This window comes from Pseudomonas sp. WS 5503, assembly GCF_012985385.1.
Taxonomy (GTDB): domain Bacteria; phylum Pseudomonadota; class Gammaproteobacteria; order Pseudomonadales; family Pseudomonadaceae; genus Aquipseudomonas; species Aquipseudomonas paracarnis.
This window is the reverse complement of the sequence record NZ_JAAQWI010000001.1, coordinates 620,395-646,686: the sequence shown is the minus strand read 5'-3', so window position 1 is coordinate 646,686 and position 26,292 is coordinate 620,395. Positions and strand designations below refer to the sequence as shown.

The window sequence follows — 26,292 nt, the reverse complement described above, 5'->3', positions numbered from 1 at the left end:
CACACACGTGTCGACACGATGACCTGGGTGCCGGAGGCCTTGATGCCGCTGGTTGGTCATTGGGATACGTGGAGGCCAAACCCGACTTATTAAGGAACTATCATGTCCCAAGTCAACATGCGCGATATGCTGAAGGCCGGTGTGCACTTCGGTCACCAGACCCGTTACTGGAACCCGAAAATGGGTAAGTACATTTTCGGCGCGCGTAACAAGATTCACATTATCAACCTTGAAAAAACCCTGCCAATGTTCAACGAAGCGCTGACTTTCGTAGAGCGTCTGGCCCAGGGCAAAAACAAGATCCTGTTCGTCGGCACCAAGCGTTCCGCTGGCAAGATCGTTGCTGAAGAAGCAGCACGTTGCGGTTCGCCGTACGTCGATCACCGCTGGTTGGGCGGCATGCTGACCAACTTCAAAACCATCCGTGCTTCCATCAAGCGTCTGCGTGACCTTGAAGTGCAAGCCGAAGACGGTACTTTCGCCAAGCTGACCAAGAAAGAAGCGCTGATGCGCTCCCGTGACCTGGAAAAGCTCGATCGTTCCCTGGGTGGTATCAAGGACATGGGCGGTCTGCCTGACGCACTGTTCGTTATCGACGTTGATCACGAGCGCATCGCGATCACCGAAGCCAACAAGCTGGGCATCCCGGTTATCGGCGTAGTCGATACCAACAGCAGCCCGGAAGGCGTTGACTACATCATCCCAGGCAACGATGACGCAATCCGCGCTATCCAGTTGTACATGGGTTCGATGGCTGACGCTGTAATCCGTGGTCGCAACCACGTTGCTGGTGGTACCGAGCAGTTCGTTGAAGAAGCTCCGGTAGCTGCCGCTGAGTAATTGACGCCCTGGCGTTGACTCAGTAAGCAAAAAGGGGGCTTGGCCCCCTTTTTGCCACCTCGAAAACCATTTGTCGGCAGCGCAGCTACATTATTTGTAACGTGCAGCGGCCTACAACGGAGATTCGGGAAGAATTGATCGCCCGTTTGATCGGGTGGAATGGTTGAAAACCTATCCAAGAGGATTTTGAAATGGCAGAGATTACTGCAGCGTTGGTTAAAGAACTGCGTGAGCGTACCGGCGAAGGCATGATGGATTGCAAAAAGGCCTTGACCAAGGCCGGCGGCGACATCGAAAAAGCCATTGATGACATGCGTGCTTCCGGCGCCATCAAGGCTGCCAAGAAAGCAGGCAACGTGGCTGCTGAAGGCGCTATCGCTCTGAAAGAAGACGGCAAATCCGCCGTTCTGCTGGAAGTGAACTCCCAGACCGACTTCCTGGCTCTGCAGGATGACTTCAAGGCATTCGTTGCTGCCAGCGTCGAAAAAGCTTTCGCTGACAAGCTGACCACTGTTGAGCCTCTGATCGAAGCTCAAGAAGCAGCTCGCCTGGTACTGGTCGGCAAGGTTGGCGAAAACGTCAACATCCGTCGCCTGGTTCGCGTTGAAGGTGATGTAGTTGGTGGCTACCTGCACGGCAACAAAATCGGTGTTGCAGTTGTTCTGAAAGGCGGCGACGTTGAGCTGGCCAAAGACATCGCGATGCACGTTGCTGCAAGCAACCCTGAGTTCCTGCTGCCTTCGGAAGTTTCGGCCGAAGCGATCGAGCGTGAAAAAGCTGTGTTCCTGCAGCTGAACGAAGAAAAAATCAAAGGCAAGCCAGAAAACATTGTTGAGAACATGGTCAAAGGCCGTATCAGCAAGTTCCTGGCCGAAGCAAGCCTGGTTGAGCAGGCGTTCGTCAAGAACCCTGAAATCAAGGTTGGCGAACTGGCCAAGAAAGCCGGTGCTGAAATCGTTTCCTTCACTTACTTCAAAGTAGGCGAAGGCATCGAGAAGCCGGTCGACAACTTCGCTGAAGAAGTTGCTGCCCAGCTGGCTGCCGCCAAGCAATAAGACAGTTCCAAACTGTCGCCGAAAGAGGCTGCCCGCTCACGCGCGCAGCCTCTTTTCAAATGGGAAGGCCAATTTTATTTGGTTTCCTCTCGGAACTGGCTTACAAAGCCGTGTTCCGATGGCGCTGTGACAGCGTCCAGCTAGAGTGAACGCAAGCCGTAAACGGCTCGCCAAGAATTTTTAAAAAATACGCCGCAGGAGAGATTCGCAATGGCTCAGCAGGGCAGTGGTTATCAGGCTCGCTATAAACGCATTCTACTCAAGCTCAGCGGCGAGGCCCTGATGGGCTCGGAAGAGTTCGGGATCGACCCCAAGGTGCTTGACCGCATGGCGCTGGAAGTCGGCCAGTTGGTCGGTATCGGCGTGCAGGTCGGCCTGGTGATTGGTGGTGGCAACCTGTTCCGCGGTGCGGCACTGAGTGCGGCCGGTATGGATCGGGTTACCGGCGACCACATGGGCATGCTGGCCACTGTGATGAACGCCCTCGCCATGCGCGACGCCCTGGAGCGCGCCAACATCTCGGCCATCGTGATGTCGGCAATTTCCATGGTTGGCGTGACCGATCACTATGATCGCCGCAAAGCCATGCGCCACCTGAACTCCAAGGAAGTGGTGATCTTTGCTGCTGGCACAGGTAACCCGTTCTTCACTACCGACTCGGCCGCATGCCTGCGTGCTATCGAAATCGATGCCGACGTGGTGTTGAAGGCGACCAAGGTGGATGGCGTATACACTGCAGACCCATTCAAAGACCCGCATGCCGAGAAGTTCGATCATCTGACCTACGATGAAGTACTGGATCGCAAGCTGGGTGTCATGGACCTGACCGCTATCTGCCTGTGCCGCGACCACAAGATGCCGCTGCGCGTATTTAACATGAACAAGCCCGGCGCCCTGCTGAATATCGTACACGGCGGCGCAGAAGGGACTCTGATCGAGGAAGGCCAACAATGATCAACGAAATCAAGAAAGACGCCCAGGCGCGTATGCAGAAATCCCTGGAATCCTTGAGCCACGCCTTTGGCCAGATCCGTACTGGCAAGGCGCACCCAAGCATCCTGGGCAGCGTGATGGTGCCTTACTACGGTTCCGACACCCCGCTGAGCGGTGTGGCCAACGTGACCGTGAAGGATTCGCGTACCCTGCAAGTTGTTGCCTTCGAGCGCAACATGCTCGCCGCCGTCGACAAGGCTATCCAGAGTGCCGGCCTGAACCTCAACCCGACCAACCTGGGCGAGTTGCTGCTGATCTCCATGCCAGCCCTGACCGAAGAAACCCGCAAGGGCTTCACCAAGCAGGCGCGCAGTGCTGCTGAAGATGCGCGCGTTGCCGTGCGTAACATCCGCCGCGATGCACTGGGCGATCTGAAGAAGCTGGTCAAGGACAAGGAAATCAGCGAAGACGAAGAGCGCCGTGCCGTCGCTGATATCGACAAGCTGACCAAGGACGCCGAAGCCCAGATCACCAAGGCGACTGAAGAAAAAGAAAAGGACCTGATGGCCGTATAAGGGGTCAGGACGCCTTCATGGAAAAGACCAAGCAGACTGTGCCCTCCGTGGTGCCGCGCCATGTCGCGATCATCATGGATGGGAATAATCGCTGGGCGAAAAAACGCTTTATGCCGGGTGTTGCCGGGCATAAAGCGGGTGTTGACGCGGTAAGGGCGGTGATTGAGGTGTGTGCCGAGGCCAAGGTCGAAGTATTGACCTTGTTCGCGTTCTCAAGTGAGAACTGGCAGCGACCCGCCGATGAAGTCAGTGCCTTGATGGACCTGTTCTTCAAGGCTCTGCGTCGTGAGGCCAAGCGCCTCAACGACAACAACATCAGTCTGCGCATCATTGGTGATCGCTCGCGGTTCCATCCGGAGCTGCAAGCGGCCATGCGCGAAGCCGAGGCCATCACTGCCGGTAGTAACCGTTTTGTGTTGCAGATCGCAGCCAACTACGGTGGCCAGTGGGATATTGCCCAGGCTGCGCAGCGGCTGGCCCGCGAAGTGCAGGCCGGCCATCTGCGCCCGGACGACATCACGCCCCAACTGTTGCAAACCTGCCTGGTGACCGGCGACCTGCCGTTGCCGGACTTGTGCATTCGCACCGGTGGCGAGCATCGCATCAGCAATTTCCTGCTGTGGCAGCTGGCCTACACCGAGCTGTACTTCTCCGACCTGTTCTGGCCGGACTTCAAACACGAAGCCATGCGTAATGCACTGGCTGATTTCGCTTCCCGTCAGCGTCGCTTCGGTAAAACGAGCGAGCAGATCGAAGCTGGAGCCCGGGTTTAAATGCTTAAACAACGAATCATCACGGCGCTGATCCTGCTGCCGATTGCCTTGTGCGGTTTTTTCCTGCTCGACGGTTCCGGCTTTGCGCTGTTCATCGGCCTGGTTGTGACCCTTGGTGCGTGGGAGTGGGCGCGCCTGGCAGGCTTTGTCAACCAGTTGCCGCGTATGGCCTATGCCGCCTTGGTCGCGCTGTTGTTGTTCTTCATGTACATCCTGCCGGACATCGCGCCCTGGGTGCTGGGGGCTGCAGTGTTGTGGTGGGCGTTGGCGACTTTCCTGGTGCTCACCTATCCGCGCACCAGTAGCCAGTGGTCCAGCGTGGCCTGCAAGCTGGTGATTGGCCTGGCGATCCTCTTGCCGGCCTGGCAAGGGCTGGTGGAGATCAAGCGTTACCCGCTGGGCAACGAATTGATCCTGGCTGTGATGGTGTTGGTATGGGGCGCCGACATTGGTGCCTACTTCTCGGGTAGAGCTTTTGGCAAACGCAAGCTGGCCCCGGCCGTAAGCCCTGGCAAGAGCTGGGAAGGCGTATACGGCGGCTTGGCCTTGACGCTGCTGATCACCCTGGTGGTCGGTGTGGTGCGTGACTGGTCAGTAAAGGAAGTGCTTCTGGCCTTGCTGGGGACGGCTATTGTCGTCTTCATCTCGGTGGTGGGCGACCTTACCGAGAGCATGTTCAAACGCCAGGCGGGCATCAAGGACAGCAGTAACCTGCTGCCAGGCCATGGCGGTGTGCTTGACCGTATCGACAGCCTCACCGCCGCGCTGCCTATTTTTGCCGTGCTGTTGTGGATGATCGCTTCGTGAGCCGCCTGCAGCAGGTTACGGTGCTGGGTGCGACCGGCTCGGTCGGGCTCAGTACCCTGGATGTCATCGCGCGTCACCCCGATCGCTATCAGGTTTTCGCCCTGACCGGCTTCACGCGTTTGCGCGAGTTGCTGGCCTTGTGCGTGCGTCACTCGCCGCGCTTTGCCGTGGTGCCGGAAGCTGCTGCGGCTCGCAGTCTGCAGGATGATCTGCGGGCTGCCGGGCTGGCTACTCAGGTATTGGTTGGCGAGGCAGGCTTATGCCAGGTCTCGGCCGATGCGGACGTGGATGCGGTGGTGGCGGCGATTGTCGGTGCGGCAGGTTTGCGCCCGACCTTGGCGGCAGTCGATGCTGGCAAGAAAATCCTGCTGGCCAACAAAGAAGCCTTGGTCATGTCCGGCGCACTCTTTATGCAAGCGGTGCGTAAGAGCGGAGCGGTGCTGCTGCCTCTGGACAGCGAGCACAACGCCATCTTCCAGTGCATGCCCGGTGATTTTGCCCGCGGCTTGAGCCAGGTCGGCGTGCGCCGGATTCTGCTGACGGCATCGGGTGGCCCATTCCGCCAGACTCCGTCGGCCGAGCTGGACCATGTGTCTCCCGATCAGGCATGCGCTCACCCGAACTGGTCCATGGGGCGCAAAATCTCCGTGGATTCGGCGAGCATGATGAACAAGGGCCTGGAGTTGATCGAGGCATGCTGGCTGTTCGATGCGCGGCCTGACCAGGTTGAGGTGGTCATTCACCCACAAAGTGTGATCCATTCCCTGGTCGATTACGTGGATGGTTCGGTGTTGGCGCAATTGGGTAACCCGGACATGCGCACACCGATCGCCAACGCCTTGGCGTGGCCTGAGCGGATTGATTCCGGCGTAGCACCGTTGGACTTGTTTGCAATCGCGCGCCTGGACTTCGAAGCCCCGGACGAGCAGCGTTTCCCTTGTTTGCGCCTGGCGCGGCAAGCGGCCGAGGCGGGTAACAGTGCCCCGGCGATGCTTAACGCGGCCAACGAAGTTGCCGTGGCGGCGTTTCTTGAGCGGCGCATCCGCTTTCCGCAGATCGCGAGTATCATCGAGGACGTCCTGGCGCTTGAGCCGGTAGTGGCAGTGAATGACCTGGAGGCGGTGTTCGAGGCCGACAACAAGGCCCGAGTCCTGGCCGGGCAATGGTTGGATCGCAATGCGGGTTAGGCCGCGGGCAGATTTGAGTCTTCAGGCATTGGATTGAAATGCGGAGAAATTAGATGAGTGCGCTCTACATGATTGTCGGCACCCTGGTTGCTCTGGGTGTGTTGGTGACCTTCCACGAATTCGGCCACTTCTGGGTGGCGCGTCGTTGCGGCGTCAAGGTATTGCGCTTTTCCGTCGGTTTCGGCATGCCGTTGTTGCGCTGGCATGATCGCCGCGGCACTGAGTTTGTCATTGCTGCTATCCCTTTGGGCGGCTACGTCAAGATGCTCGATGAGCGCGAAGGCGAAGTGCCTGCAGACCAGCTGGACCAATCCTTCAATCGCAAGACCGTTCGTCAGCGTATTGCGATTGTCGCGGCGGGACCGATCGCCAACTTCCTGTTGGCGATGGTGTTCTTCTGGGTCTTGGCCATGCTGGGCAGCCAGCAGGTGCGCCCGGTCATTGGCGCGGTCGAAGCCGACAGCATCGCGGCCAAGGCGGGCCTGACGGCAGGGCAGGAAATTGTATCGATTGATGGCGAACCCACCACAGGGTGGGGCGCGGTCAATTTGCAGTTGGTGCGTCGCCTGGGTGAAAGCGGCACCGTCAATGTGGTAGTGCGTGACCAGGGCTCCAGCGCCGAAACCCCGCGGGCATTGGCGCTGGACCATTGGCTCAAGGGCGCCGATGAGCCCGATCCGATCAAATCCCTCGGGATCCGCCCTTGGCGTCCGGCCTTGCCGCCGGTGCTGGCCGAGCTGGATCCAAAGGGGCCGGCCCAGGCTGCTGGCCTGAAAACCGGTGATCGCCTGTTGGCCCTTGATGGCCAGGCGCTGGATGACTGGCAGCAGGTGGTCGACCTGGTGCGTGTGCGCCCTGATACCAAAATTGTGCTGAAAGTTGAGCGCGACGGTGCTCAAATCGACGTCCCCGTGACCCTGTCGGTGCGAGGCGAAGCCAAGGCGGCCGGGGGCTACCTGGGGGCAGGGGTCAAAGGTGTCGAATGGCCGCCATCGATGGTGCGAGAGGTCAGTTACGGGCCTTTGGCAGCGATTGCAGAGGGCGCGAAACGCACCTGGACCATGAGCGTGCTGACCCTCGAATCCCTCAAGAAAATGTTGTTCGGTGAGCTCTCGGTAAAAAACTTGAGTGGACCGATAACCATTGCTAAAGTGGCGGGCGCTTCTGCCCAGTCGGGTGTCGCGGATTTCCTGAATTTCCTGGCTTATCTGAGTATTAGCCTTGGGGTTCTGAATTTGCTGCCCATTCCAGTATTGGATGGGGGGCATCTGCTGTTTTATCTGGTCGAGTGGGTGCGTGGTCGCCCCTTGTCGGATCGGGTGCAGGGTTGGGGGATACAGATTGGTATCAGTTTGGTGGTCGGGGTGATGTTGTTAGCCCTGGTCAACGATCTGGGACGTCTGTAACGCTTCGCTGAATTGCGAATCTGCCGCATTTTGCGGCAGTTTGTTTATTGCCAGTTGGAATAAGAAAGGACTTCATGAAACGTCTGCTGCTAACTGCGGTTCTCACCGTATTGATGATCGCCGAAGTTCACGCCGAGTCCTTCACCATCTCCGATATTCGCGTCAATGGCCTCCAGCGGGTCTCCGCGGGTAGCGTCTTTGGTGCCTTGCCGTTGAACGTCGGGGAACAGGCGGATGATCGTCGCCTGGTGGAATCCACTCGTGCGCTGTTCAAAACCGGGTTCTTTCAAGATATCCAACTGGGTCGCGAAGGCAACGTCCTGGTCATCACGGTCGTCGAGCGACCTTCCGTCGCCAGTATCGCGATCGAAGGTAACAAGGCCATCTCCACTGAAGACCTGATGAAGGGCCTGAAGCAATCGGGCCTGGCCGAGGGCGAGATCTTCCAGCGCGCAACCCTTGAGGGTGTGCGTAACGAGTTGCAACGCCAGTACGTTGCCCAGGGCCGCTACTCCGCGACCGTGGAAACCGAAGTGATCCCCCAGCCTCGTAACCGTGTGGGCCTGAAGGTCAACATCAACGAAGGCACCGTGGCCGCCATCCAGCACATCAACGTCGTGGGCAACACCAAGTTCCCTGATGAAGACCTGGTCGACCTGTTCGAACTCAAGACCACCAACTGGTTGTCGTTCTTCAAGAACGATGACAAGTACGCCCGTGAAAAACTCTCCGGTGACCTGGAACGCCTGCGCTCCTACTACCTGGACCGTGGCTACATCAACATGGACATCGCTTCGACCCAGGTGTCCATCACCCCGGACAAGAAGCACGTCTATATCACCGTCAACGTCAACGAAGGCGAGAAGTACAAGGTTCGTGACGTCAAGCTCAGCGGCGACCTGAAAGTGCCTGAAGACCAGGTCAAGTCCCTGCTGCTCGTGCAGAAGGACCAGGTGTTCTCGCGCAAGCTGATGACCACCACCTCAGAACTGATCACCCGCCGCCTGGGTAACGAAGGCTATACCTTCGCCAACGTCAACGGCGTGCCGACCCCGAATGATGAAGACCACACCGTGGACATCACCTTCGTCGTCGATCCGGGCAAGCGTGCCTACGTCAACCGTATCAACTTCCGTGGCAACACCAAGTCCGCGGACGAAGTGCTGCGTCGTGAAATGCGTCAGATGGAAGGTGGCTGGGCTTCGACCTACCTGATCGACCAGTCCAAGACCCGTCTTGAGCGCCTGGGCTTCTTCAAGGAAGTCAACGTCGAAACCCCGGCCGTACCGGGTGTGGATGACCAGGTTGATGTGAACTACGCCGTTGAAGAACAAGCCTCGGGTTCGATCACCGCCAGCGTCGGTTTCGCCCAGAGTGCCGGTTTGATCCTGGGTGGTTCCATCACGCAGAACAACTTCCTGGGTACCGGTAACCGTGTGTCCATCGGCCTGACCCGCAGCGAATACCAGAGCCGATACAACTTCGGCTACACCGACCCCTACTGGACTGCAGACGGTGTGAGCCTGGGCTACAACGCCTTCTATCGCACCACCGACTACAAAGACCTCGATGTTGACGTTGCAAGCTATGCGATCGACAGCCTGGGCGCCGGTGTCAACGTGGGTTACCCGATCAGCGAGACCTCGCGCCTGACCTTCGGCCTTACAGCCCAGCAGGATGAGATCAAGACCGGTGTGTACACCGTGGACGAAATCTTCGACTTCACCCGTCGTGAAGGCGACAAGTTCCTGAACTTCAAGGCGTCTGCCGGCTGGTCCGAGTCGACCCTGAACAAAGGCGTACTGGCAACCCGCGGCCACTCCCAGAGCCTGACCGCGGAAGTCACTACGCCGGGCAGCGACCTGTCGTTCTTCAAGCTCGACTACCGCGGCCAGTTGTTCCAGCCGTTGAGCGATAACTACACCATGCGCCTGCACACAGAGTTGGGCTATGGTGACGGCTATGGTTCGACCAATGGCTTGCCGTTCTATGAAAACTACTATGCAGGTGGCTTCAACTCGGTACGTGGCTTCAAGGACAGTACCTTGGGTCCGCGTGGCACGCCGAGCCGTGGCCAGGCCTTTACAGGTAACCAGGGTACGCAAGTGGACTCCGACAACGACCCGCTTCCTTTCGGTGGTAACGTGCTGATCCAGGGTGGTGCCGAAATTCTGTTCCCGCTGCCATTCGTAAAAGATCAGCGTTCCCTGCGTACTTCGGTCTTCTGGGACGTGGGTAACGTGTTTGACTCCAAGTGCGATCAGATCACCAACCCAAGTGGCGTGAAGTCCAACACTCAGTGCAACGACGTGAGCCTCAGCAACCTGGCGAGCTCCGTGGGCGTGGGTGTGACCTGGGTGACTGCGCTGGGCCCGTTGAGCTTTGCTCTGGCCATGCCGATCAAGAAACCGGATAACGCTGAAACCCAGATTTTCCAATTCTCCCTCGGCCAGACGTTCTAAGCGTCTGACCTAAGATAACGACAACGGATTCTGTAGGAGTACATCGTGCGTAAGTTGACTCAATTGGTCTTGCTGGCCACTGTGCTGGTCACCACCCCGGCCTTCGCCGAAATGAAAATCGCGGTCCTGAACTATCAGATGGCCCTGCTGGAGTCCGATGCGGCCAAGCGATACGCCGTGGATGCCGAGAAGAAATTCGGTCCGCAGCTGACCAAGCTCAAGACGCTGGAAAGCAGCGCCAAGGGCATCCAGGACCGCCTGGTAGCCGGTGGCGACAAGATGCAGCAAGGCGAGCGCGAGCGTCTGGAGCTTGAATTCAAGCAAAAGGCCCGTGACTACCAGTTCCAATCCAAGGAGCTGAACGAAGCCAAGGCTGTGGCCGACCGCGAAATGCTCAAGCAGCTCAAGCCGAAATTGGACAGCGCTGTGGAAGAAGTCATCAAGAAGGGTGCCTTTGACCTGGTGTTCGAGCGTGGCGCCGTGATCGACGTCAAGCCTCAATACGACATCACCCGCCAGGTGATCGAGCGCATGAACCAGCTGAAGTAAACCATGACAGCGACTATCAAGCTCGGCGAGTTGGCCGAGTTCCTGGGAGCCACCTTGCGTGGCTCCAAGGAGAAAGAAATCACTGGGCTAGCCACCTTGCAGGAGGCTGGCCCAGCTCAGTTGAGCTTCCTCGCAAATCCTCAATACCGTAAATACCTGGTCGACTGCCAGGCCGCAGCCGTGTTGCTGAAGGCCGCCGACGCCGAAGGGTTTACCGGGGATGCGCTGGTGGTGGCCGATCCGTACCTGTCGTACGCCAAGGCGTCGCACCTGTTCGATCCCAAGCCGAAGGCGGCCGGTGGTATTCACCCGTCTGCCGTGATCGCCGATGATGCCCAGGTTGATCCTGCCGCCAGCATCGGTGCATTCGCCGTGATCGAAAGCGGGGCGCGTATTGGTGCTGGTGTCACCGTGGGTGCCCACTGCTTTATCGGTGCACGCTGTGAAATTGGTGCCGATGGTTGGCTGGCCCCCCGCGTGACCCTCTACCACGATGTGCGTATTGGTCAGCGTGTGGTCATTCAGTCCGGTGCTGTTATCGGCGGCGAAGGCTTTGGCTTTGCCAACTCCAAAGGTGTCTGGCACAAGATCGCCCAGGTCGGTGGCGTATTGATCGGCGATGATGTGGAGATCGGTGTAAACACTGCGGTGGATCGCGGGGCTCTGGCCGATACCGTGATCGGTAACGGTGTGAAGCTCGATAACCAGATCCAGATCGCCCACAACGTGCAGATTGGCGATCACACCGCCATGGCTGCCTGCGTGGGCATCTCCGGCAGCACCAAGATCGGCAAGCATTGCATGCTCGCCGGTGGCGTTGGGCTGGTGGGGCATATCGATATTTGCGACAACGTCTTCATCACCGGCATGACCATGGTGACCCACTCGATCACAGAGCCAGGGGCCTACTCGTCCGGTACCGCGATGCAACCTGCGGCCGAATGGCGCAAGAGTGCCGCGCGTTTGAGGAAGATCGACGACATGGCACGACGTATCAAACAGCTTGAAAAGCGTGTCGGGGACGTGACCCCTGGCGGTAATGCTTCATCAGAAGGCTGATACCATTTCCATATCAAGTGTGCGCAGCCGCTAGACGGCCTCCTTGATTTGCTAGCGGGGCGTGCGCCTGGTGCGCCCGCCCCCAATCTTTATTACAGGCTTCCCCCCGAAATGATGGACATCAACGAGATTCGCGAATACCTGCCTCACCGTTACCCGTTCCTGCTGGTGGACCGCGTAGTGGACCTCAATGTCGAGGAAAAGCGCATTCGTGCCTACAAGAATGTCAGCATCAACGAACCATTCTTCAATGGTCACTTTCCTGCGCATCCAATCATGCCAGGTGTGTTGATCATCGAAGCCATGGCCCAGGCTGCCGGTATCCTTGGTTTCAAAATGCTCGACCTCAAGCCTGCTGACGGCACGCTTTACTATTTCGTGGGTTCGGACAAGCTGCGTTTTCGCAACCCGGTCACCCCGGGTGACCAGTTGATCCTGGAAGCCAAGTTCATCAGTTGCAAACGCCAGATCTGGAAGTTCGAATGCCAGGCCTCGGTAGATGGCAAGCCGGTGTGCTCTGCCGAGATCATCTGTGCGGAACGCAAACTATGAGTTTGATTGACCCTCGCGCAATCATCGATCCGTCGGCCGTACTGGCCGCCGACGTTGAGGTCGGCCCTTGGTCGATCGTCGGCGCAGGTGTGGAAATCGGCGAGGGGACTGTCATCGGGCCGCACGTGATCCTCAAGGGTCCGACCCGTATTGGCAAACACAATCGCATCTACCAGTTTTCCTCGGTAGGCGAAGACACCCCGGACATGAAGTACAAGGGTGAAGAAACACGCCTGGTAATCGGTGACCACAATATTATCCGTGAAGGCGTCACCATTCACCGTGGCACCGTGCAAGATCGCGCCGAAACCACCTTGGGTGATCACAACCTGGTCATGGCCTATGCGCACATCGGCCATGACAGCGTGATCGGCAATCATTGCATCCTGGTCAACAACACTGCGTTGGCAGGCCATGTGCACGTTGATGACTGGGCGATCCTTTCCGGCTTCACCCTGGTACATCAATACTGCCATATCGGCGCCCACAGCTTTTCCGGTATGGGCACCGCCATCGGCAAGGATGTCCCGGCATTCGTGACGGTGTTCGGCAATCCTGCCGAAGCCCGCAGCATGAATTTTGAAGGCATGCGTCGTCGTGGTTTCAGCGAAGAAGCCATCCACGCCCTGCGCCGTGCCTACAAGACGGTTTACCGCCAAGGGTTGACCGTGGAGCAGGCCCTGGCCGAGTTGGCCGAGCCTGCCACGCAGTTCCCGGAAGTCGCTGTATTCCGTGATTCTATCCAGACCTCGACTCGCGGCATCACCCGCTGATCATGGCCACTCTGCGTATTGCGCTCGTGGCCGGTGAAGCTTCCGGCGATATCCTGGGTGCTGGCTTGATGCGCGCGCTCAAGGCCCAGCATCCGGCGGTGGAATTTATCGGGGTCGGCGGCCCGTTGATGCAGGCTGAAGGCCTGACCTCCTATTTCCCCATGGAGCGCCTGTCGGTCATGGGACTGGTGGAAGTCTTGGGGCGCCTTCGTGAGCTGCTGGCTCGTCGCAAGCTGCTGATCAAGACGCTGATCGAAGAAAAACCTGACGTCTTTATCGGCATCGATGCGCCGGACTTCACGCTCAATATCGAACTCAAGTTGCGCCAGGCCGGGATCAAGACCGTGCACTACGTTAGCCCATCCGTGTGGGCGTGGCGCCAGAAGCGTGTATTGAAAATTCGCGAAGGCTGCGACCTGATGTTGACCTTGCTTCCATTCGAAGCCCGGTTCTACGAGGAGAAGGGCGTGCCGGTGCGGTTTGTCGGCCACACCCTGGCTGACGCCATTCCCTTGCAGGCTGATCGTGCGGCTGCGCGCGCCGAGCTGGGCCTGCCCGATGGCCCGTTGGTGGCGTTGATGCCAGGCAGTCGTGGCGGTGAGGTGGGGCGTTTGGGGGCGTTGTTTTTTGATGCTGCCGAACGTCTTCAGGCGCAAAAGCCGGGAATCCGCTTTGTGCTGCCTTGCGCCAGTCCACAACGTCGTGCACAGATCGAAACCCTGCTGGAAGGCCGCAACCTGCCGTTGACCCTGCTCGATGGCCAGTCCCACCTGGCCCTGGCAGCCTGCGATGCGGTGTTGATCGCCTCGGGCACTGCCACACTTGAGGCCCTGCTGTACAAGCGGCCGATGGTCGTGGCCTATCGCCTGGCGCCACTGACCTTCTGGATCCTCAAGCGCATGGTCAAGAGCCCTTACATTTCCTTGCCCAACCTGCTGGCCCAGCGCCTGCTAGTGCCGGAGTTGTTGCAGGACGATGCAACGCCCGAAGCGCTTGCGCAAACCCTACTACCCTTGATTGACGGCGGCGAAGAGCAGACCCGTGGTTTCGACGATATTCACCGCACGTTACGCCGTGATGCCTCGAACCAGGCGGCCGACGCTGTGTTGACCCTGATCGGCCATAAACAGGAAGCCTTATGACCATGCAAATGGGCCTGGATTTCAGTCTCGTCGCCCAAGCCCACGAACTGGTGGCGGGTGTTGACGAAGTCGGGCGCGGCCCGCTGTGTGGCGCAGTGGTCACGGCGGCGGTGATCCTTGATCCGAACCGCCCGATCCTGGGGCTCAACGATTCGAAGAAGCTCACCGAAGCCCGTCGCGAAAAGCTCTATGACGAGATCTGTGAGAAAGCCCTGAGCTGGCATATCGCCCGGGCTGAAGTCGAAGAAATCGACGAGCTGAATATCCTGCACGCCACCATGCTGGCGATGCAGCGCGCTGTGGAAGGGCTGCACATCACCCCGAAAATGGCGATGATCGACGGTAACCGCTGCCCCAAACTGACAATGCCGTCCGAAGCGGTGGTCAAGGGCGATAGCAAGGTTCCCGCCATTGCCGCCGCCTCGATCCTGGCCAAGGTCAGCCGCGACCGTGAAATGGCCGCGTTCGAATTGATCTATCCCGGCTACGGCATTGGTGGCCATAAAGGCTACCCGACCCCCGTTCATCTGGAAGCCCTGGCTCGGCTCGGCCCCACCCCGATCCATCGCCGCTCGTTTGCCCCGGTGCGCCAGGCTTATGAGGCCCGTGAAAGTCTGATCGAGGTATAGCAGCAAGGCTGATGTTTTTACCCAGGCCCGGTACAATCCGGGCCTTGTTGTTTTCATGTATCAAGACAGGATCACTATGCCGGCTTCATTCGTTCATCTACGCCTGCACACTGAGTACTCCCTGGTCGACGGCCTGGTACGGATCAAACCGCTGGTCAAAACCCTGGTGGGCATGAACATGCCTGCGGTTGCGGTTACCGACCAGAACAACATGTGTTCCCTGGTCAAGTTCTACAAGAACGCCATGGGCGCCGGCATCAAGCCGATCTGCGGCGCCGATCTGTGGCTGTCCAACAAAGACCCGGATAACCCCCTGAGCCGCATCAGCCTGCTGGCGATGAACGGCGTGGGTTATCGCAACCTCACCGAACTGATCTCCCGTGGCTTTATCGATGGTCAGCGCAACGGCTCGATCATCATCGAGCGCGAGTGGGTGGCCGAAGCCAGCGAAGGACTGATCATGCTCTCGGCGGCCAAAGAGGGCGAAATCGGTATCGCGCTGCTGGGCGGCAACCCTCAGGAAGCCGAAGTGCTGGCGCGTGAGTGGATGCAGGTGTTCCCAGGCCGGTTCTACCTGGAAGTCCAGCGCACCAACCGCCCCAACGATGAAGAGCATCTGCACGCTGCCGTAGCCCTGGCCGATAAGTTGGGTGCGCCGCTGGTGGCGACCAATGATGTGCGCTTTATCAAGAAAGAAGATTTCGAAGCCCACGAGACCCGCGTGTGCATCGGCGAAGGCCGTGCCTTGGATGACCCGCGCCGCTCGAAGAACTACAGCGAAGAGCAGTACCTCAAAAGCGCCGAGGAAATGGCGGAGCTGTTCAGCGACTTGCCCGAGGCCCTGGAAAACTCCGTCGAGATCGCCAAGCGCTGCAACATCGAAGTGAAGCTGGGCAAACACTTCCTGCCCAACTTCCCGATTCCCGATGGCATGACCATCGACGAATACTTTCGCAAAGTGTCGTTCGATGGCCTGGAGGAACGCCTCAGCGTCCTGCTGCCCAAGGACACCACCGAGGACTACGAAGCCAAGCGCCAGGTGTATGTCGATCGGTTGAATTTCGAGCTGGATATCATTATCCAGATGGGGTTCCCCGGTTACTTCCTGATCGTAATGGACTTTATCCAGTGGGCCAAAAACAACGGTGTGCCGGTAGGCCCTGGCCGGGGGTCAGGTGCTGGCTCGCTGGTGGCCTACGTACAGAAGATCACCGACCTTGACCCGCTTGAATATGACCTGCTGTTCGAACGGTTCCTGAACCCGGAACGGGTTTCCATGCCCGACTTCGACGTCGACTTCTGCATGGATGGCCGTGACCGCGTGATTGAGTACGTGGCCGAAAAATACGGTCGCAACGCGGTAAGTCAGATCATCACCTTCGGCTCCATGGCCGCCAAAGCGGTAATCCGCGACGTGGCGCGGGTGCAGGGCAAGTCCTACGGTTTGGCGGACCGCCTGTCGAAGATGATCCCGTTCGAAGTCGGCATGACCCTGGAAAAAGCCTACGAGCAGGAAGAAATCCTGCGCGACTTCATCAAGGTCGATGAAGAAGCCGCCGAAATCTGGGACATGGCGCGCAAGCTCGAGGGCGTGGTGCGTAACGTCGGTAAACACGCCGGTGGTGTGGTTATTGCGCCGACCAAGCTCACCGACTTTTCGCCGATCTATTGCGATGAAGAAGGCGACGGCCTGGTCACCCAGTTCGACAAGGACGACGTGGAGGCCGCCGGCCTGGTGAAGTTCGACTTCCTCGGCCTGCGGACTCTGACGATCATCGACTGGGCACTCAAGACCATCAACCGCGACCGTGCCAAGGTCGGCGAAGAACCGCTGGATATCGCGTTTATCCCGCTGGACGACAAGCCGACGTACAGCCTGCTGCAAAAAGCCGAAACCACCGCAGTGTTCCAGCTTGAATCCCGGGGCATGAAGGAGCTGATCAAAAAGCTCAAGCCCGACTGCCTGGAAGACTTGATCGCACTGGTGGCCCTGTTCCGTCCGGGCCCGCTGCAATCGGGCATGGTGGATGACTTCATCAACCGTAAACACGGCCGGGCCGAGCTGGCTTACCCGCATTCCGACTATCAGTATGAAGGCCTCAAGCCCGTACTGGCGCCGACCTACGGCATCATCCTGTACCAGGAACAGGTGATGCAGATCGCCCAGGTGATGGCCGGCTACACCCTCGGCGGTGCGGACATGCTACGTCGCGCCATGGGTAAGAAAAAGCCCGAGGAAATGGCCAAGCAGCGCGGCGGTTTCATTGAAGGTTGCGCCACCAACAACATCGATGCCGACCTGGCCGGTAACATCTTCGACCTGGTAGAAAAGTTCGCCGGTTATGGCTTCAACAAATCCCACTCCGCCGCCTATGGCCTGGTGTCGTACCAGACCGCCTGGCTGAAAGCCCACTACCCGGCACCGTTCATGGCGGCGGTACTTTCGGCGGATATGCACAACACCGACAAGGTCGTGACCTTGATCGAGGAAGTGCGCACCATGAAGCTGCGCCTCGACGCCCCGGACGTGAACGCTTCGGAGTTCAAGTTCACGGTGAACGACGAAGGCCGCATCATCTATGGCCTCGGCGCGATCAAAGGCGTGGGCGAAGGCCCGGTCGAGGCCATTACCGAAGCGCGTCAGGACGGGCCGTTCAAGGACCTGTTCGACTTTTGCGCACGCGTTGACCTCAAGCGCATCAACAAGCGTACCCTCGATGGCCTGATCCGCAGCGGCGCACTCGACCGTCTTGGCCCGTATTTTCATGATGAGCCGAAGGCTTACCAGGCCAATATCGACCGCAACCGTGCGGTGCTGCTGACCGCCATGGAAGAGGCGATCAAGGCCGCCGAACAGACCGCCCGTACCCATGACAGCGGCCACGCCGACCTGTTTGGCGGGCTGTTCGTCGAAGAAGATGCGGATGTCTACGCGAATCACCGCAAGGCCAAGGAGCTGACTCTGAAGGAGCGCCTCAAGGGTGAAAAAGACACCTTGGGCCTGTACCTCACTGGCCACCCGATTGACGAGTACGAAGGCGAAATCCGCCGTTTTGCCCGCCAGCGCATCATCGACCTGAAACCGGCGCGGGATACCCAGACGGTTGCCGGTATGATCATCGCCCTGCGGGTGATGAAAAATAAGAAGGGCGACAAGATGGGCTTCATCACCCTCGATGACCGCTCGGGCCGCATCGAAGCGTCATTGTTTGCCGACGCGTTTCACTCCGCCCAATCGCTGTTGCAGACCGACGCCATGGTGGTGGTGGAAGGGGAGGTCAGCAATGATGACTTCTCCGGTGGCCTGCGCCTGCGCATCAAGCGCGTGATGAGCATGGAAGACGCCCGCACCAACCTGGCCGAAAGCCTGCGCCTGAAGGTCAAGACCGAAGCGCTTAAAGGTGATCAGCTACGCTGGTTGGGTGACCTGCTTAAACGCCATCGTGGCGCATGCCCGGTGACCATGGAGTACACCGGCAGCGATGCCAAGGCCATGTTGCAGTTTGGTGAGACGTGGCGAATTGATCCCGCTGATGGCTTGATTCAAGCTTTGCGTGACCAGTTCGGGCGAGACAACGTCTTCCTCCAATACCGTTGACGGTCATATAGATCTGATCTCGACTAAACATTTAATCTCGACCTAAACGCGCCTCTCCCTTAAGGTAGGGCGCGAATAGACAACCGGCTGGCCAGGCACCCCTTGGCCGTCGACCCAAGACGGACGCTTATGAACCCGAATTTTCTTGATTTCGAACAGCCGATCGCTGACCTGCAAGCCAAGATCGAAGAGCTGCGCCTGGTCGGCAATGACAATTCGCTGAACATCGGTGATGAAATCGCTCGCCTGCAAGACAAGAGCAGCACGCTCACCGAAGACATCTTCGGCAAGCTGACCAGCTGGCAGATCGCGCGCCTGGCTCGCCATCCGCGCCGTCCCTACACCCTGGACTACATCGAACACATCTTCACCGAGTTCGACGAGTTGCACGGCGACCGTCACTTCTCCGACGACGCAGCCATCGTGGGCGGCATCGCTCGCCTGGACGACCAGCCGGTGATGGTCATCGGTCACCAGAAGGGCCGTGAAGTGCGCGAGAAAGTACGCCGCAACTTCGGTATGCCGCGCCCGGAAGGCTATCGCAAGGCGTGCCGCCTGATGGAAATGGCCGAGCGCTTCAAGATGCCGATCCTGACCTTCATCGACACGCCGGGTGCCTACCCGGGTATCGACGCCGAAGAGCGCAACCAGAGCGAAGCGATTGCCTGGAACCTGCGCGTCATGGCCCGCCTGAAAACTCCGATCATCGCCACCGTGATCGGTGAAGGTGGTTCCGGCGGTGCGTTGGCCATTGGTGTCTGCGACCAACTGAACATGTTGCAGTACTCGACCTACGCGGTGATCTCGCCGGAAGGTTGTGCCTCGATCCTGTGGAAAACCGCCGAAAAGGCGCCGGACGCTGCCGAAGCCATGGGCATCACCGCCGATCGCCTCAAAGGCCTGGGTATCGTGGACAAGGTCATCGCCGAGCCACTGGGCGGCGCCCACCGTGACCCGGCTGCCGCTGCTGCGACCATCCGTGCCGAGTTGGGGTCGCAACTGGCGATGCTCAAGAAGCTAGATAACGAAGCGCTGCTGGCTCGTCGTTATGAGCGCCTGATGAGCTACGGCCTCTAAGCCGACGCTGTACCCAATGCGGGAGCCGGCTTGTGTGGGAGCTGGCTTGCCGGCGATAGCATCACCTTGGTATCACTGATACCTCGAGGTGCCTGCATCGCGGGCAAGCCCGGCTCCCACATTTGTTTTGTGTATGCTGACGGACGTATTCAAGCTTTGCGGCGGTGACGTGTGATGAAACCAACCCTGCCGGCCACACTCCTGCACACCCTGGCCGACTGGCGCAGCGCGCCGGCCTGGCATATCGCATTCTCCGGCGGTCTCGACTCCACCGTTCTGCTGCACCTCCTGGCCTCATTGGCCAAAATCGAAAATCTGCCTCCTGTCAGCGCCGTCCATGTCCACCATGGCCTGCAAGCTGCTGCCGATGCTTGGCCCTCTCATTGCCAATCGGTCTGCGACAGCCTGGGCGTACCTTTGCGCGTCATGCGCGTGCAGGTCAGTGAGGGGGCGAGTCTTGAACGTGCGGCCCGCGAGGCGCGCTACCAAGCGTTCATGCAGGTCCTAGGGGTGGGGGAGGTGCTTTTCACTGGCCAGCATCGCGACGATCAAGCCGAAACCCTGCTGTTTCGCCTGCTGCGTGGCGCCGGTGTAAGAGGGCTGGCGGCTATGCCTGAGCATCGCCCCTTGGCGCAGGGGGGCTTGGTGCGGCCGTTGCTGGCATTTTCCCGTAGCGACCTGGAAGCCTACGCCCATCAGCATCAGTTGCAGTGGATCGACGACCCCTCCAACGTTGATCCACGGTTTTCCCGCAATTACCTGCGTCACCACGTACTTCCCGCGCTGACGAAACGCTGGCCACAGGCGATCACCCACCTGGCTCGCACGGCTGAACACATGGCTGAGGCTCAAGGGCTGCTCGACGAATTGGCGATGATGGACCTGCAGCGCGCCGATCAGCCTTCTGCGTTTCCCTGGTTGCCTCTGCCGTCCCTAGCGCTTGAACCATTGCGCGAGCTATCCGATGCCCGCCAGCGTAACGCCCTGCGGCATTGGCTCACGCCACTGACCCGTTTACCCGATAGCGACCACTGGGCCGGTTGGCATGCCCTGCGCGATGCCAAGAGCGACGCACAGCCTCTGTGGCGCCTGGCCGACGGCCAAATGCAGCGTAGTGGTGAACGCATCTGGTGGTTGCCCTCGACCTGGTCGGAGTTTTCCGACGCATCGGTGAGCTGGCCCGATCCGCAAGATCCACTAGAGTTAACGGGCAATGGTCAATTGAGGTTTATCGGCAAGGCCCCCGAAGGCCCGCTGGAGGTGCGTTATCGCCAGGGTGGCGAAATCATCGACGTAGCGGGCCGAGGCCGGCGGGATCTCAAGCGTCTGCTGAATGAAAGCGGCATGCCGGGCTTCGCCCGTGGCAGATTGCCGCTGGTCTATCGGGGCGAGCAATTGCTGGCTGTGCCAAGTGTTGCGGGGGCATGGTCCAGGTCGGTGGGTGAGGTGCAATTGGATTGGTTGCCACAGACCTGCGATCAAGGTTTGAGCTGATAGCGCCTTTCCGGTAGACTACGCTCCCTTCTTGATACAACTTCTGTGGATTCGCCTGAATCGCAGTCGTTGCCGATTACCAAGCAGTCTTTGCTGGGCGATTCCAAAAAATGTGTAGCGATCAACGTACCGGTGCTTCATTGCTGGTCTGTCACAACGCGGCGGTTTTTTTGAAAGGTGCACTGTGATTAATGCAGGTGATCGGGGGCTTCGGCCTTCCTTCGCTTTCCCCGGCGGCTCGGACCGCTTTAACGCAGACTTCTAGGGTTTTTCATGACGCGCTACATATTCGTCACGGGCGGTGTTGTTTCTTCATTGGGGAAAGGCATTGCCTCCGCTTCATTGGCGGCCATCCTGGAGGCGCGGGGACTTAAGGTCACCATGCTCAAGCTGGACCCGTACATCAACGTTGACCCGGGCACCATGAGCCCGTTCCAGCACGGTGAAGTGTTCGTCACCCACGACGGCGCCGAGACCGACCTGGACCTGGGCCACTACGAGCGGTTCATCCGCACGACCATGACCCAGAACAACAACTTCACCACCGGCCGTGTCTACGAGCACGTGCTGCGCAAAGAGCGCCGTGGTGACTACCTGGGTGCAACCATCCAGGTGATCCCGCACATCACCGACGAAATCAAGCGCCGCATTATCAAGGGTGCAGGCGATGCCGACGTGGCGATGGTCGAGATCGGTGGCACCGTGGGTGACATCGAGTCCCAACCGTTCCTCGAAGCCATCCGCCAGTTGCGTTTCGAAGTCGGCGCCAAGCGCGCGATGCTGATGCACCTGACACTCGTGCCGTACATCGCCACTGCCGGCGAAACCAAAACCAAGCCTACCCAGCATTCGGTCAAGGAACTGCGTTCCATCGGCCTGCAGCCGGATGTGCTGGTATGCCGCTCCGATCACCCGATCGACATTTCCTCGCGCCGCAAGATCGCGCAGTTCACCAACGTTGAAGAACGTGCGGTGATTGCCCTGGAAGACGCCGACACCATCTACAAGATCCCGGGCATCCTGCATTCTCAGGGGCTGGATGATTTTGTGGTCGAGCGTTTCGGCCTGCAGTGCGGCGGCGCCGACCTGTCCGAGTGGGAAGCGGTTGTCGACGCCAAGCTCAACCCTGAGCATGAAGTCACCATCGCCATGGTCGGCAAGTACATGGAACTGCTGGACGCGTACAAGTCGCTGATCGAAGCGATGAGCCACGCCGGTATCAGCAACCGTACCAAGGTCAACCTGCGCTACATCGATTCCGAAGACATCGAGAACCAGGGCACCGCGCTGCTCGAAGGTGTTGACGCTATCCTCGTCCCCGGCGGTTTCGGCCTGCGTGGCGTGGAAGGCAAGATCACCGCAGTGCAGTACGCTCGTGAAAACAAGGTGCCGTACCTGGGTATCTGCCTGGGCATGCAAGTGGCTGTTATCGAGTTCGCCCGTAACGTGCTGGGCTGGAAAGACGCCAACTCCACCGAGTTCGATCACACCAGCGGCCATCCGGTCGTGGGCCTGATCACCGAGTGGGAAGACGCCACCGGCGCCGTTGAAACCCGTACCGAAACGTCCGACCTGGGCGGCACCATGCGCCTGGGTGCACAGGATTGCCTGCTGGAAGCCGGCTCGCTGGTACACGACTGCTACGGCAAGGATGTGATCGTCGAGCGTCACCGCCACCGTTACGAAGTGAACAACAACCTGCTGCCGCAGATCAAAGAAGCTGGCCTGAAAATCTCCGGCCGCTCCGGTGATGGCAAGCTGGTTGAAGTGGTCGAGGCACCGGATCATCCGTGGTTCGTGGCTTGCCAGTTCCACCCGGAGTTCACCTCGACACCGCGTGACGGTCACCCGTTGTTCAGTGGTTTCGTCAAAGCAGCACTGACGCAACATCAGAAGAAGGCGTAAACCTGATGGCCCAGAAGATCATTCGCGTAGGCGACATCGAGATTGCCAACGACAAGCCCATGGTGCTGTTCGGCGGCATGAACGTGCTGGAAAGCCGCGACATGGCGATGCAGGTGTGTGAAGAGTACGTGCGGGTCACCCAGAAGCTGGGTATTCCTTACGTCTTCAAGGCCAGCTTCGACAAGGCCAACCGTTCGTCCGTGACCTCCTATCGCGGCCCGGGCCTTGAAGAAGGCATGCGGATCTTCCAGGACATCAAGCAAGCCTTCGGCGTGCCGATCATCACCGACGTCCACGAGCCTGAGCAGGCTGCCGTGGTCGCCGAGGTGTGCGACATCATCCAGTTGCCGGCTTTCCTTTCGCGCCAGACCGACCTCGTGGTCGCCATGGCCAAGACCGGCGCGGTGATCAACATCAAGAAAGCCCAATTCCTCGCTCCTCAGGAGATGAAACACATCCTGAGCAAATGCGTGGAAGCGGGTAACGACCAGTTGATCCTTTGCGAGCGGGGTTCGAGCTTCGGCTATAACAACCTCGTGGTGGACATGCTCGGTTTCGGCATCATGAAACAGTTCGAATACCCAGTGTTCTTCGACGTGACCCACGCGCTGCAAATGCCCGGTGGTCGCTCGGACTCCGCTGGCGGGCGACGTGCCCAGGTGACGGACCTGGCCAAGGCGGGCATGAGCCAGTCCCTGGCGGGCCTGTTCCTTGAAGCTCACCCGGACCCGGACAACGCCAAATGTGATGGCCCATGCGCCCTGCGCCTGGACAAGCTGGAGCCATTCCTGGCCCAACTCAAGCAGTTGGACGAGCTGGTCAAGAGTTTTCCGACGGTAGAGACCGCGTAACTGGCATTTCTCCGGTAGAATTTCCCACGCTTTACGCTCAGGCCCCCGGGCCTGAGCCTTGTCGTCTGCAAGCCTGCCCCGTTGTTCCACCCTTGCGGTCGGTCAAAAGATTTCCTTCAGCTGCGTCGTTTTCGTCAACTTTGGAGTGTTTACAACAATGGCAAAAATCGTCGACATCAAAGGTCGTGAAGTTCTCGACTCCCGTGGCAACCCCACCGTCGAAGCCGACGTGCTTCTCGATAACGGCATCATCGGCAGCGCCTGCGCGCCGTCCGGTGCTTCCACCGGTTCGCGCGAAGCGCTGGAACTGCGTGATGGCGACAAGAGCCGTTACCTGGGCAAGGGTGTACTCAAGGCTGTAGCCAACATCAACGGTCCGATTCGTGACCTGTTGCTGGGCAAGGACCCGCTGGACCAGAAAGCCCTGGACCACGCGATGATCAAGCTCGACGGCACTGAAAACAAAGGCAGCCTCGGCGCCAACGCCATCCTCGCGGTATCCCTGGCCGCCGCCAAGGCAGCAGCCCAGGACCAGGACCTGCCGTTGTACGCACACATTGCCAACCTGAATGGCACTCCGGGCGTCTACTCGATGCCGGTGCCGATGATGAACATCATCAACGGTGGCGAGCACGCGGATAACAACGTCGACATCCAGGAATTCATGGTGCAGCCAGTGGGCGCCAAGTCCTTCTCCGAAGGCCTGCGCATGGGCACCGAGATTTTCCATCACCTCAAGGCTGTACTGAAGGCCCGTGGCCTGAGCACTGCCGTGGGTGACGAAGGTGGTTTCGCGCCGAACCTGGCCTCCAACGAAGATGCACTGAAAGTCATCTCCGAAGCAGTGGCCAACGCTGGCTACACGCTGGGCACCGACGTGACCCTGGCCCTGGACTGCGCCGCCAGCGAATTCTATGAAGACGGTAAGTACAACCTGTCCGGCGAAGGCCAGGTGTTCGACTCCGAAGGCTTCGCTGAATACCTCAAAGGCTTGACCCAGCGCTACCCGATCATCTCGATCGAAGACGGCCTGGACGAGTCCGACTGGGATGGCTGGAAAATCCTCACCGACAAGATCGGCGAAAAAATCCAGCTGGTGGGTGACGACCTGTTCGTGACCAACACCAAGATCCTGAAAGAAGGCATCGACAAGAAGATCGCCAACTCGATCCTGATCAAGTTCAACCAGATCGGCACCCTGACCGAAACCCTGGAAGCCATCCAGATGGCCAAGGCCGCGGGCTACACCGCCGTGATCTCCCATCGCTCCGGCGAAACCGAAGATTCCACCATTGCCGACCTGGCCGTGGGTACTTCGGCGGGCCAGATCAAGACCGGTTCCCTGTGCCGTTCCGATCGCGTTTCCAAGTACAACCAATTGCTGCGCATCGAAGAGCAATTGGCAGGTAAAGCCAAGTACAACGGTCGCGCCGAGTTTCGCGGCTGAACAGTAAATGGTAAAAAGTCGGCGGATTGCGTCGGAAATCTCACGAAAATGTGAATTTCGGCGCTAATCTGCTGACTGACAAGCGCAAGCCTGGGTTTTCCAGGCTTTGTGCTATCAGTTGCTGCAAAAGGTTTGCATGACTGTCTTTATTCAATGGATACCCGGATTTCGATGCGCAGTCCCAATTGGTTGTTCCTCGTCTTGCTCTTGTTGCTGGCTGGCCTGCAGTACCGCCTATGGGTCGGTAATGGCAGCTTTGCGCAGGTGGAAGAGTTGACCCAGCAAATTGCCGACCAGCGTGCCGAAAACGAACGCCTGCTGGAGCGCAACCGTGTCCTCGACGCTGAAGTGCTTGAGCTGAAAAAAGGCACGGAGACCGTTGAAGAGCGGGCTCGTCATGAGTTGGGCATGGTCAAGGAGGGCGAGACCCTCTACCAGTTGGCCCAATGAGCTACGATTTACCGGCCTTCTGGGCCGTGATTCCTGCCGCGGGCGTCGGTGCCCGTATGGCTGCGGACCGTCCCAAGCAGTACCTGCAATTGGGCGGGCGCACTATTCTCGAACACAGCCTCGGCTGTTTTCTCGACCATCCATGCCTCAAGGGCCTGGTGGTCAGTCTTGCAATTGACGATCCTTATTGGCCCACCTTGGCATGCGCCAATGACCCGCGTATCCAGCGTGCCGACGGGGGCTCGGAACGTTCCGGCTCGGTACTCAATGCGCTGCTGCAACTCAACGCCCTGGGCGCAAGTGATGACGACTGGGTGTTGGTGCATGACGCTGCGCGGCCTAACCTGAGCCGTGATGACCTCGACAACTTGTTGGCGGAACTGGCTGACGATCCGGTAGGCGGCCTGCTGGCGGTGCCGGCGCGCGACACCCTCAAGCGTGTCGACAAGCACGGCCGTGTGGTGGACACCATTGATCGCAGCCTGATCTGGCAGGCTTACACGCCGCAGATGTTCCGCCTGGGCGCCTTGCATCGCGCCTTGGCCGACAGCCTGGTGGCCGATGCGGTGATCACCGATGAAGCGTCGGCCATGGAATGGTCTGGGCAGGCACCGCGCCTGATCGAAGGGCGTTCGGACAATATCAAGGTGACTCGGCCGGAAGACCTGGAGTGGTTGAAGTTGCGCTGGGCTAACCGGCGGTAACCCGTCAGACCGAGTCTGCTGCAT

The 26,292-nt window shown here is 59.1% G+C and carries 23 protein-coding genes; all 23 read left to right on the top strand.

The window, feature by feature from the left end:
* Positions 1-102 precede the first annotated feature (102 nt).
* The 23 genes from rpsB (at position 103) to ispD (ending at position 26,268) form a co-directional block, all read left to right on the top strand.
* A complete protein-coding gene (gene rpsB / locus HBO10_RS03175) occupies positions 103-840 on the top strand; it encodes a 30S ribosomal protein S2 (RefSeq protein WP_003189158.1) in 738 nt (245 codons plus the stop codon).
* Positions 841-1,031: 191 nt separating this feature from the next.
* A complete protein-coding gene (tsf, locus tag HBO10_RS03170) occupies positions 1,032-1,895 on the top strand; it encodes a translation elongation factor Ts (RefSeq protein WP_005785711.1) in 864 nt (287 codons plus the stop codon).
* A gap of 210 nt (positions 1,896-2,105) precedes the next feature.
* Entirely contained in the window at positions 2,106-2,849 is a 744-nt protein-coding gene (gene pyrH / locus HBO10_RS03165) for a UMP kinase (RefSeq protein WP_003189161.1), read from the top strand.
* Complete coding sequence (gene frr, locus HBO10_RS03160) at positions 2,846-3,403, top strand: ribosome recycling factor (RefSeq protein ID WP_003189163.1); 558 nt, start codon at positions 2,846-2,848, stop codon at positions 3,401-3,403. Before pyrH ends, frr begins: the two co-directional genes overlap by 4 nt.
* 17 nt (positions 3,404-3,420) lie before the next feature.
* Entirely contained in the window at positions 3,421-4,176 is a 756-nt protein-coding gene (uppS, locus tag HBO10_RS03155) for a polyprenyl diphosphate synthase (protein ID WP_054899097.1), read from the top strand.
* Entirely contained in the window at positions 4,177-4,983 is an 807-nt protein-coding gene (locus HBO10_RS03150) for a phosphatidate cytidylyltransferase (RefSeq protein ID WP_034126832.1), read from the top strand.
* Complete coding sequence (gene ispC / locus HBO10_RS03145; protein ID WP_034126833.1) at positions 4,980-6,170, top strand: 1-deoxy-D-xylulose-5-phosphate reductoisomerase; 1,191 nt, start codon at positions 4,980-4,982, stop codon at positions 6,168-6,170. Before HBO10_RS03150 ends, ispC begins: the two co-directional genes overlap by 4 nt.
* Before the next feature lie 53 nt (positions 6,171-6,223).
* The gene (gene rseP, locus HBO10_RS03140) at positions 6,224-7,576 is read left to right on the top strand and encodes a sigma E protease regulator RseP (protein ID WP_034126834.1); all 1,353 of its coding nucleotides are present in this window, start codon (positions 6,224-6,226) and stop codon (positions 7,574-7,576) included.
* A gap of 74 nt (positions 7,577-7,650) precedes the next feature.
* Positions 7,651-10,038, top strand: coding sequence for an outer membrane protein assembly factor BamA (bamA, locus tag HBO10_RS03135; protein WP_020300966.1), 2,388 nt, complete (start codon positions 7,651-7,653; stop codon positions 10,036-10,038).
* 45 nt (positions 10,039-10,083) lie between these two features.
* Entirely contained in the window at positions 10,084-10,587 is a 504-nt protein-coding gene (locus HBO10_RS03130) for an OmpH family outer membrane protein (protein WP_003189173.1), read from the top strand.
* Between the two features lie 3 nt (positions 10,588-10,590).
* Positions 10,591-11,646, top strand: coding sequence for a UDP-3-O-(3-hydroxymyristoyl)glucosamine N-acyltransferase (gene lpxD, locus HBO10_RS03125; RefSeq protein ID WP_034126835.1), 1,056 nt, complete (start codon positions 10,591-10,593; stop codon positions 11,644-11,646).
* Positions 11,647-11,757: 111 nt separating this feature from the next.
* Positions 11,758-12,198, top strand: coding sequence for a 3-hydroxyacyl-ACP dehydratase FabZ (gene fabZ / locus HBO10_RS03120; RefSeq protein ID WP_003172281.1), 441 nt, complete (start codon positions 11,758-11,760; stop codon positions 12,196-12,198).
* A complete protein-coding gene (gene lpxA, locus HBO10_RS03115; protein WP_032893181.1) occupies positions 12,195-12,971 on the top strand; it encodes an acyl-ACP--UDP-N-acetylglucosamine O-acyltransferase in 777 nt (258 codons plus the stop codon). Before fabZ ends, lpxA begins: the two co-directional genes overlap by 4 nt.
* Before the next feature lie 2 nt (positions 12,972-12,973).
* Positions 12,974-14,113, top strand: a complete 1,140-nt coding sequence (lpxB, locus tag HBO10_RS03110) for a lipid-A-disaccharide synthase (protein ID WP_034126836.1) — start codon at positions 12,974-12,976, stop codon at positions 14,111-14,113.
* A gap of 2 nt (positions 14,114-14,115) precedes the next feature.
* Positions 14,116-14,742 (top strand): ribonuclease HII, encoded by a 627-nt coding sequence (gene rnhB, locus HBO10_RS03105; protein ID WP_161793220.1) that lies wholly within the window; start codon positions 14,116-14,118, stop codon positions 14,740-14,742.
* Positions 14,743-14,818: 76 nt separating this feature from the next.
* Entirely contained in the window at positions 14,819-18,340 is a 3,522-nt protein-coding gene (gene dnaE / locus HBO10_RS03100) for a DNA polymerase III subunit alpha (protein WP_003189180.1), read from the top strand.
* 129 nt (positions 18,341-18,469) lie between these two features.
* Complete coding sequence (locus tag HBO10_RS03095; protein ID WP_003189182.1) at positions 18,470-19,417, top strand: acetyl-CoA carboxylase carboxyltransferase subunit alpha; 948 nt, start codon at positions 18,470-18,472, stop codon at positions 19,415-19,417.
* A gap of 174 nt (positions 19,418-19,591) precedes the next feature.
* Positions 19,592-20,911 carry a tRNA lysidine(34) synthetase TilS gene (tilS, locus tag HBO10_RS03090; RefSeq protein WP_034126837.1) on the top strand — a complete coding sequence of 440 codons (1,320 nt, stop codon included), beginning with the start codon at positions 19,592-19,594 and terminating at the stop codon, positions 20,909-20,911.
* Between the two features lie 273 nt (positions 20,912-21,184).
* A complete protein-coding gene (locus tag HBO10_RS03085) occupies positions 21,185-22,816 on the top strand; it encodes a CTP synthase (RefSeq protein WP_034126838.1) in 1,632 nt (543 codons plus the stop codon).
* 5 nt (positions 22,817-22,821) lie between these two features.
* Positions 22,822-23,667, top strand: coding sequence for a 3-deoxy-8-phosphooctulonate synthase (kdsA, locus tag HBO10_RS03080; protein ID WP_003189190.1), 846 nt, complete (start codon positions 22,822-22,824; stop codon positions 23,665-23,667).
* 157 nt (positions 23,668-23,824) lie between these two features.
* Entirely contained in the window at positions 23,825-25,114 is a 1,290-nt protein-coding gene (eno, locus tag HBO10_RS03075) for a phosphopyruvate hydratase (protein WP_034126839.1), read from the top strand.
* A 171-nt stretch (positions 25,115-25,285) separates the two neighbouring features.
* Positions 25,286-25,564 (top strand): cell division protein FtsB, encoded by a 279-nt coding sequence (gene ftsB, locus HBO10_RS03070; RefSeq protein ID WP_003189195.1) that lies wholly within the window; start codon positions 25,286-25,288, stop codon positions 25,562-25,564.
* Entirely contained in the window at positions 25,561-26,268 is a 708-nt protein-coding gene (ispD, locus tag HBO10_RS03065) for a 2-C-methyl-D-erythritol 4-phosphate cytidylyltransferase (RefSeq protein ID WP_034126840.1), read from the top strand. The genes ftsB and ispD overlap by 4 nt, the downstream gene beginning before the upstream one ends.
* Positions 26,269-26,292: the final 24 nt, after the last annotated feature.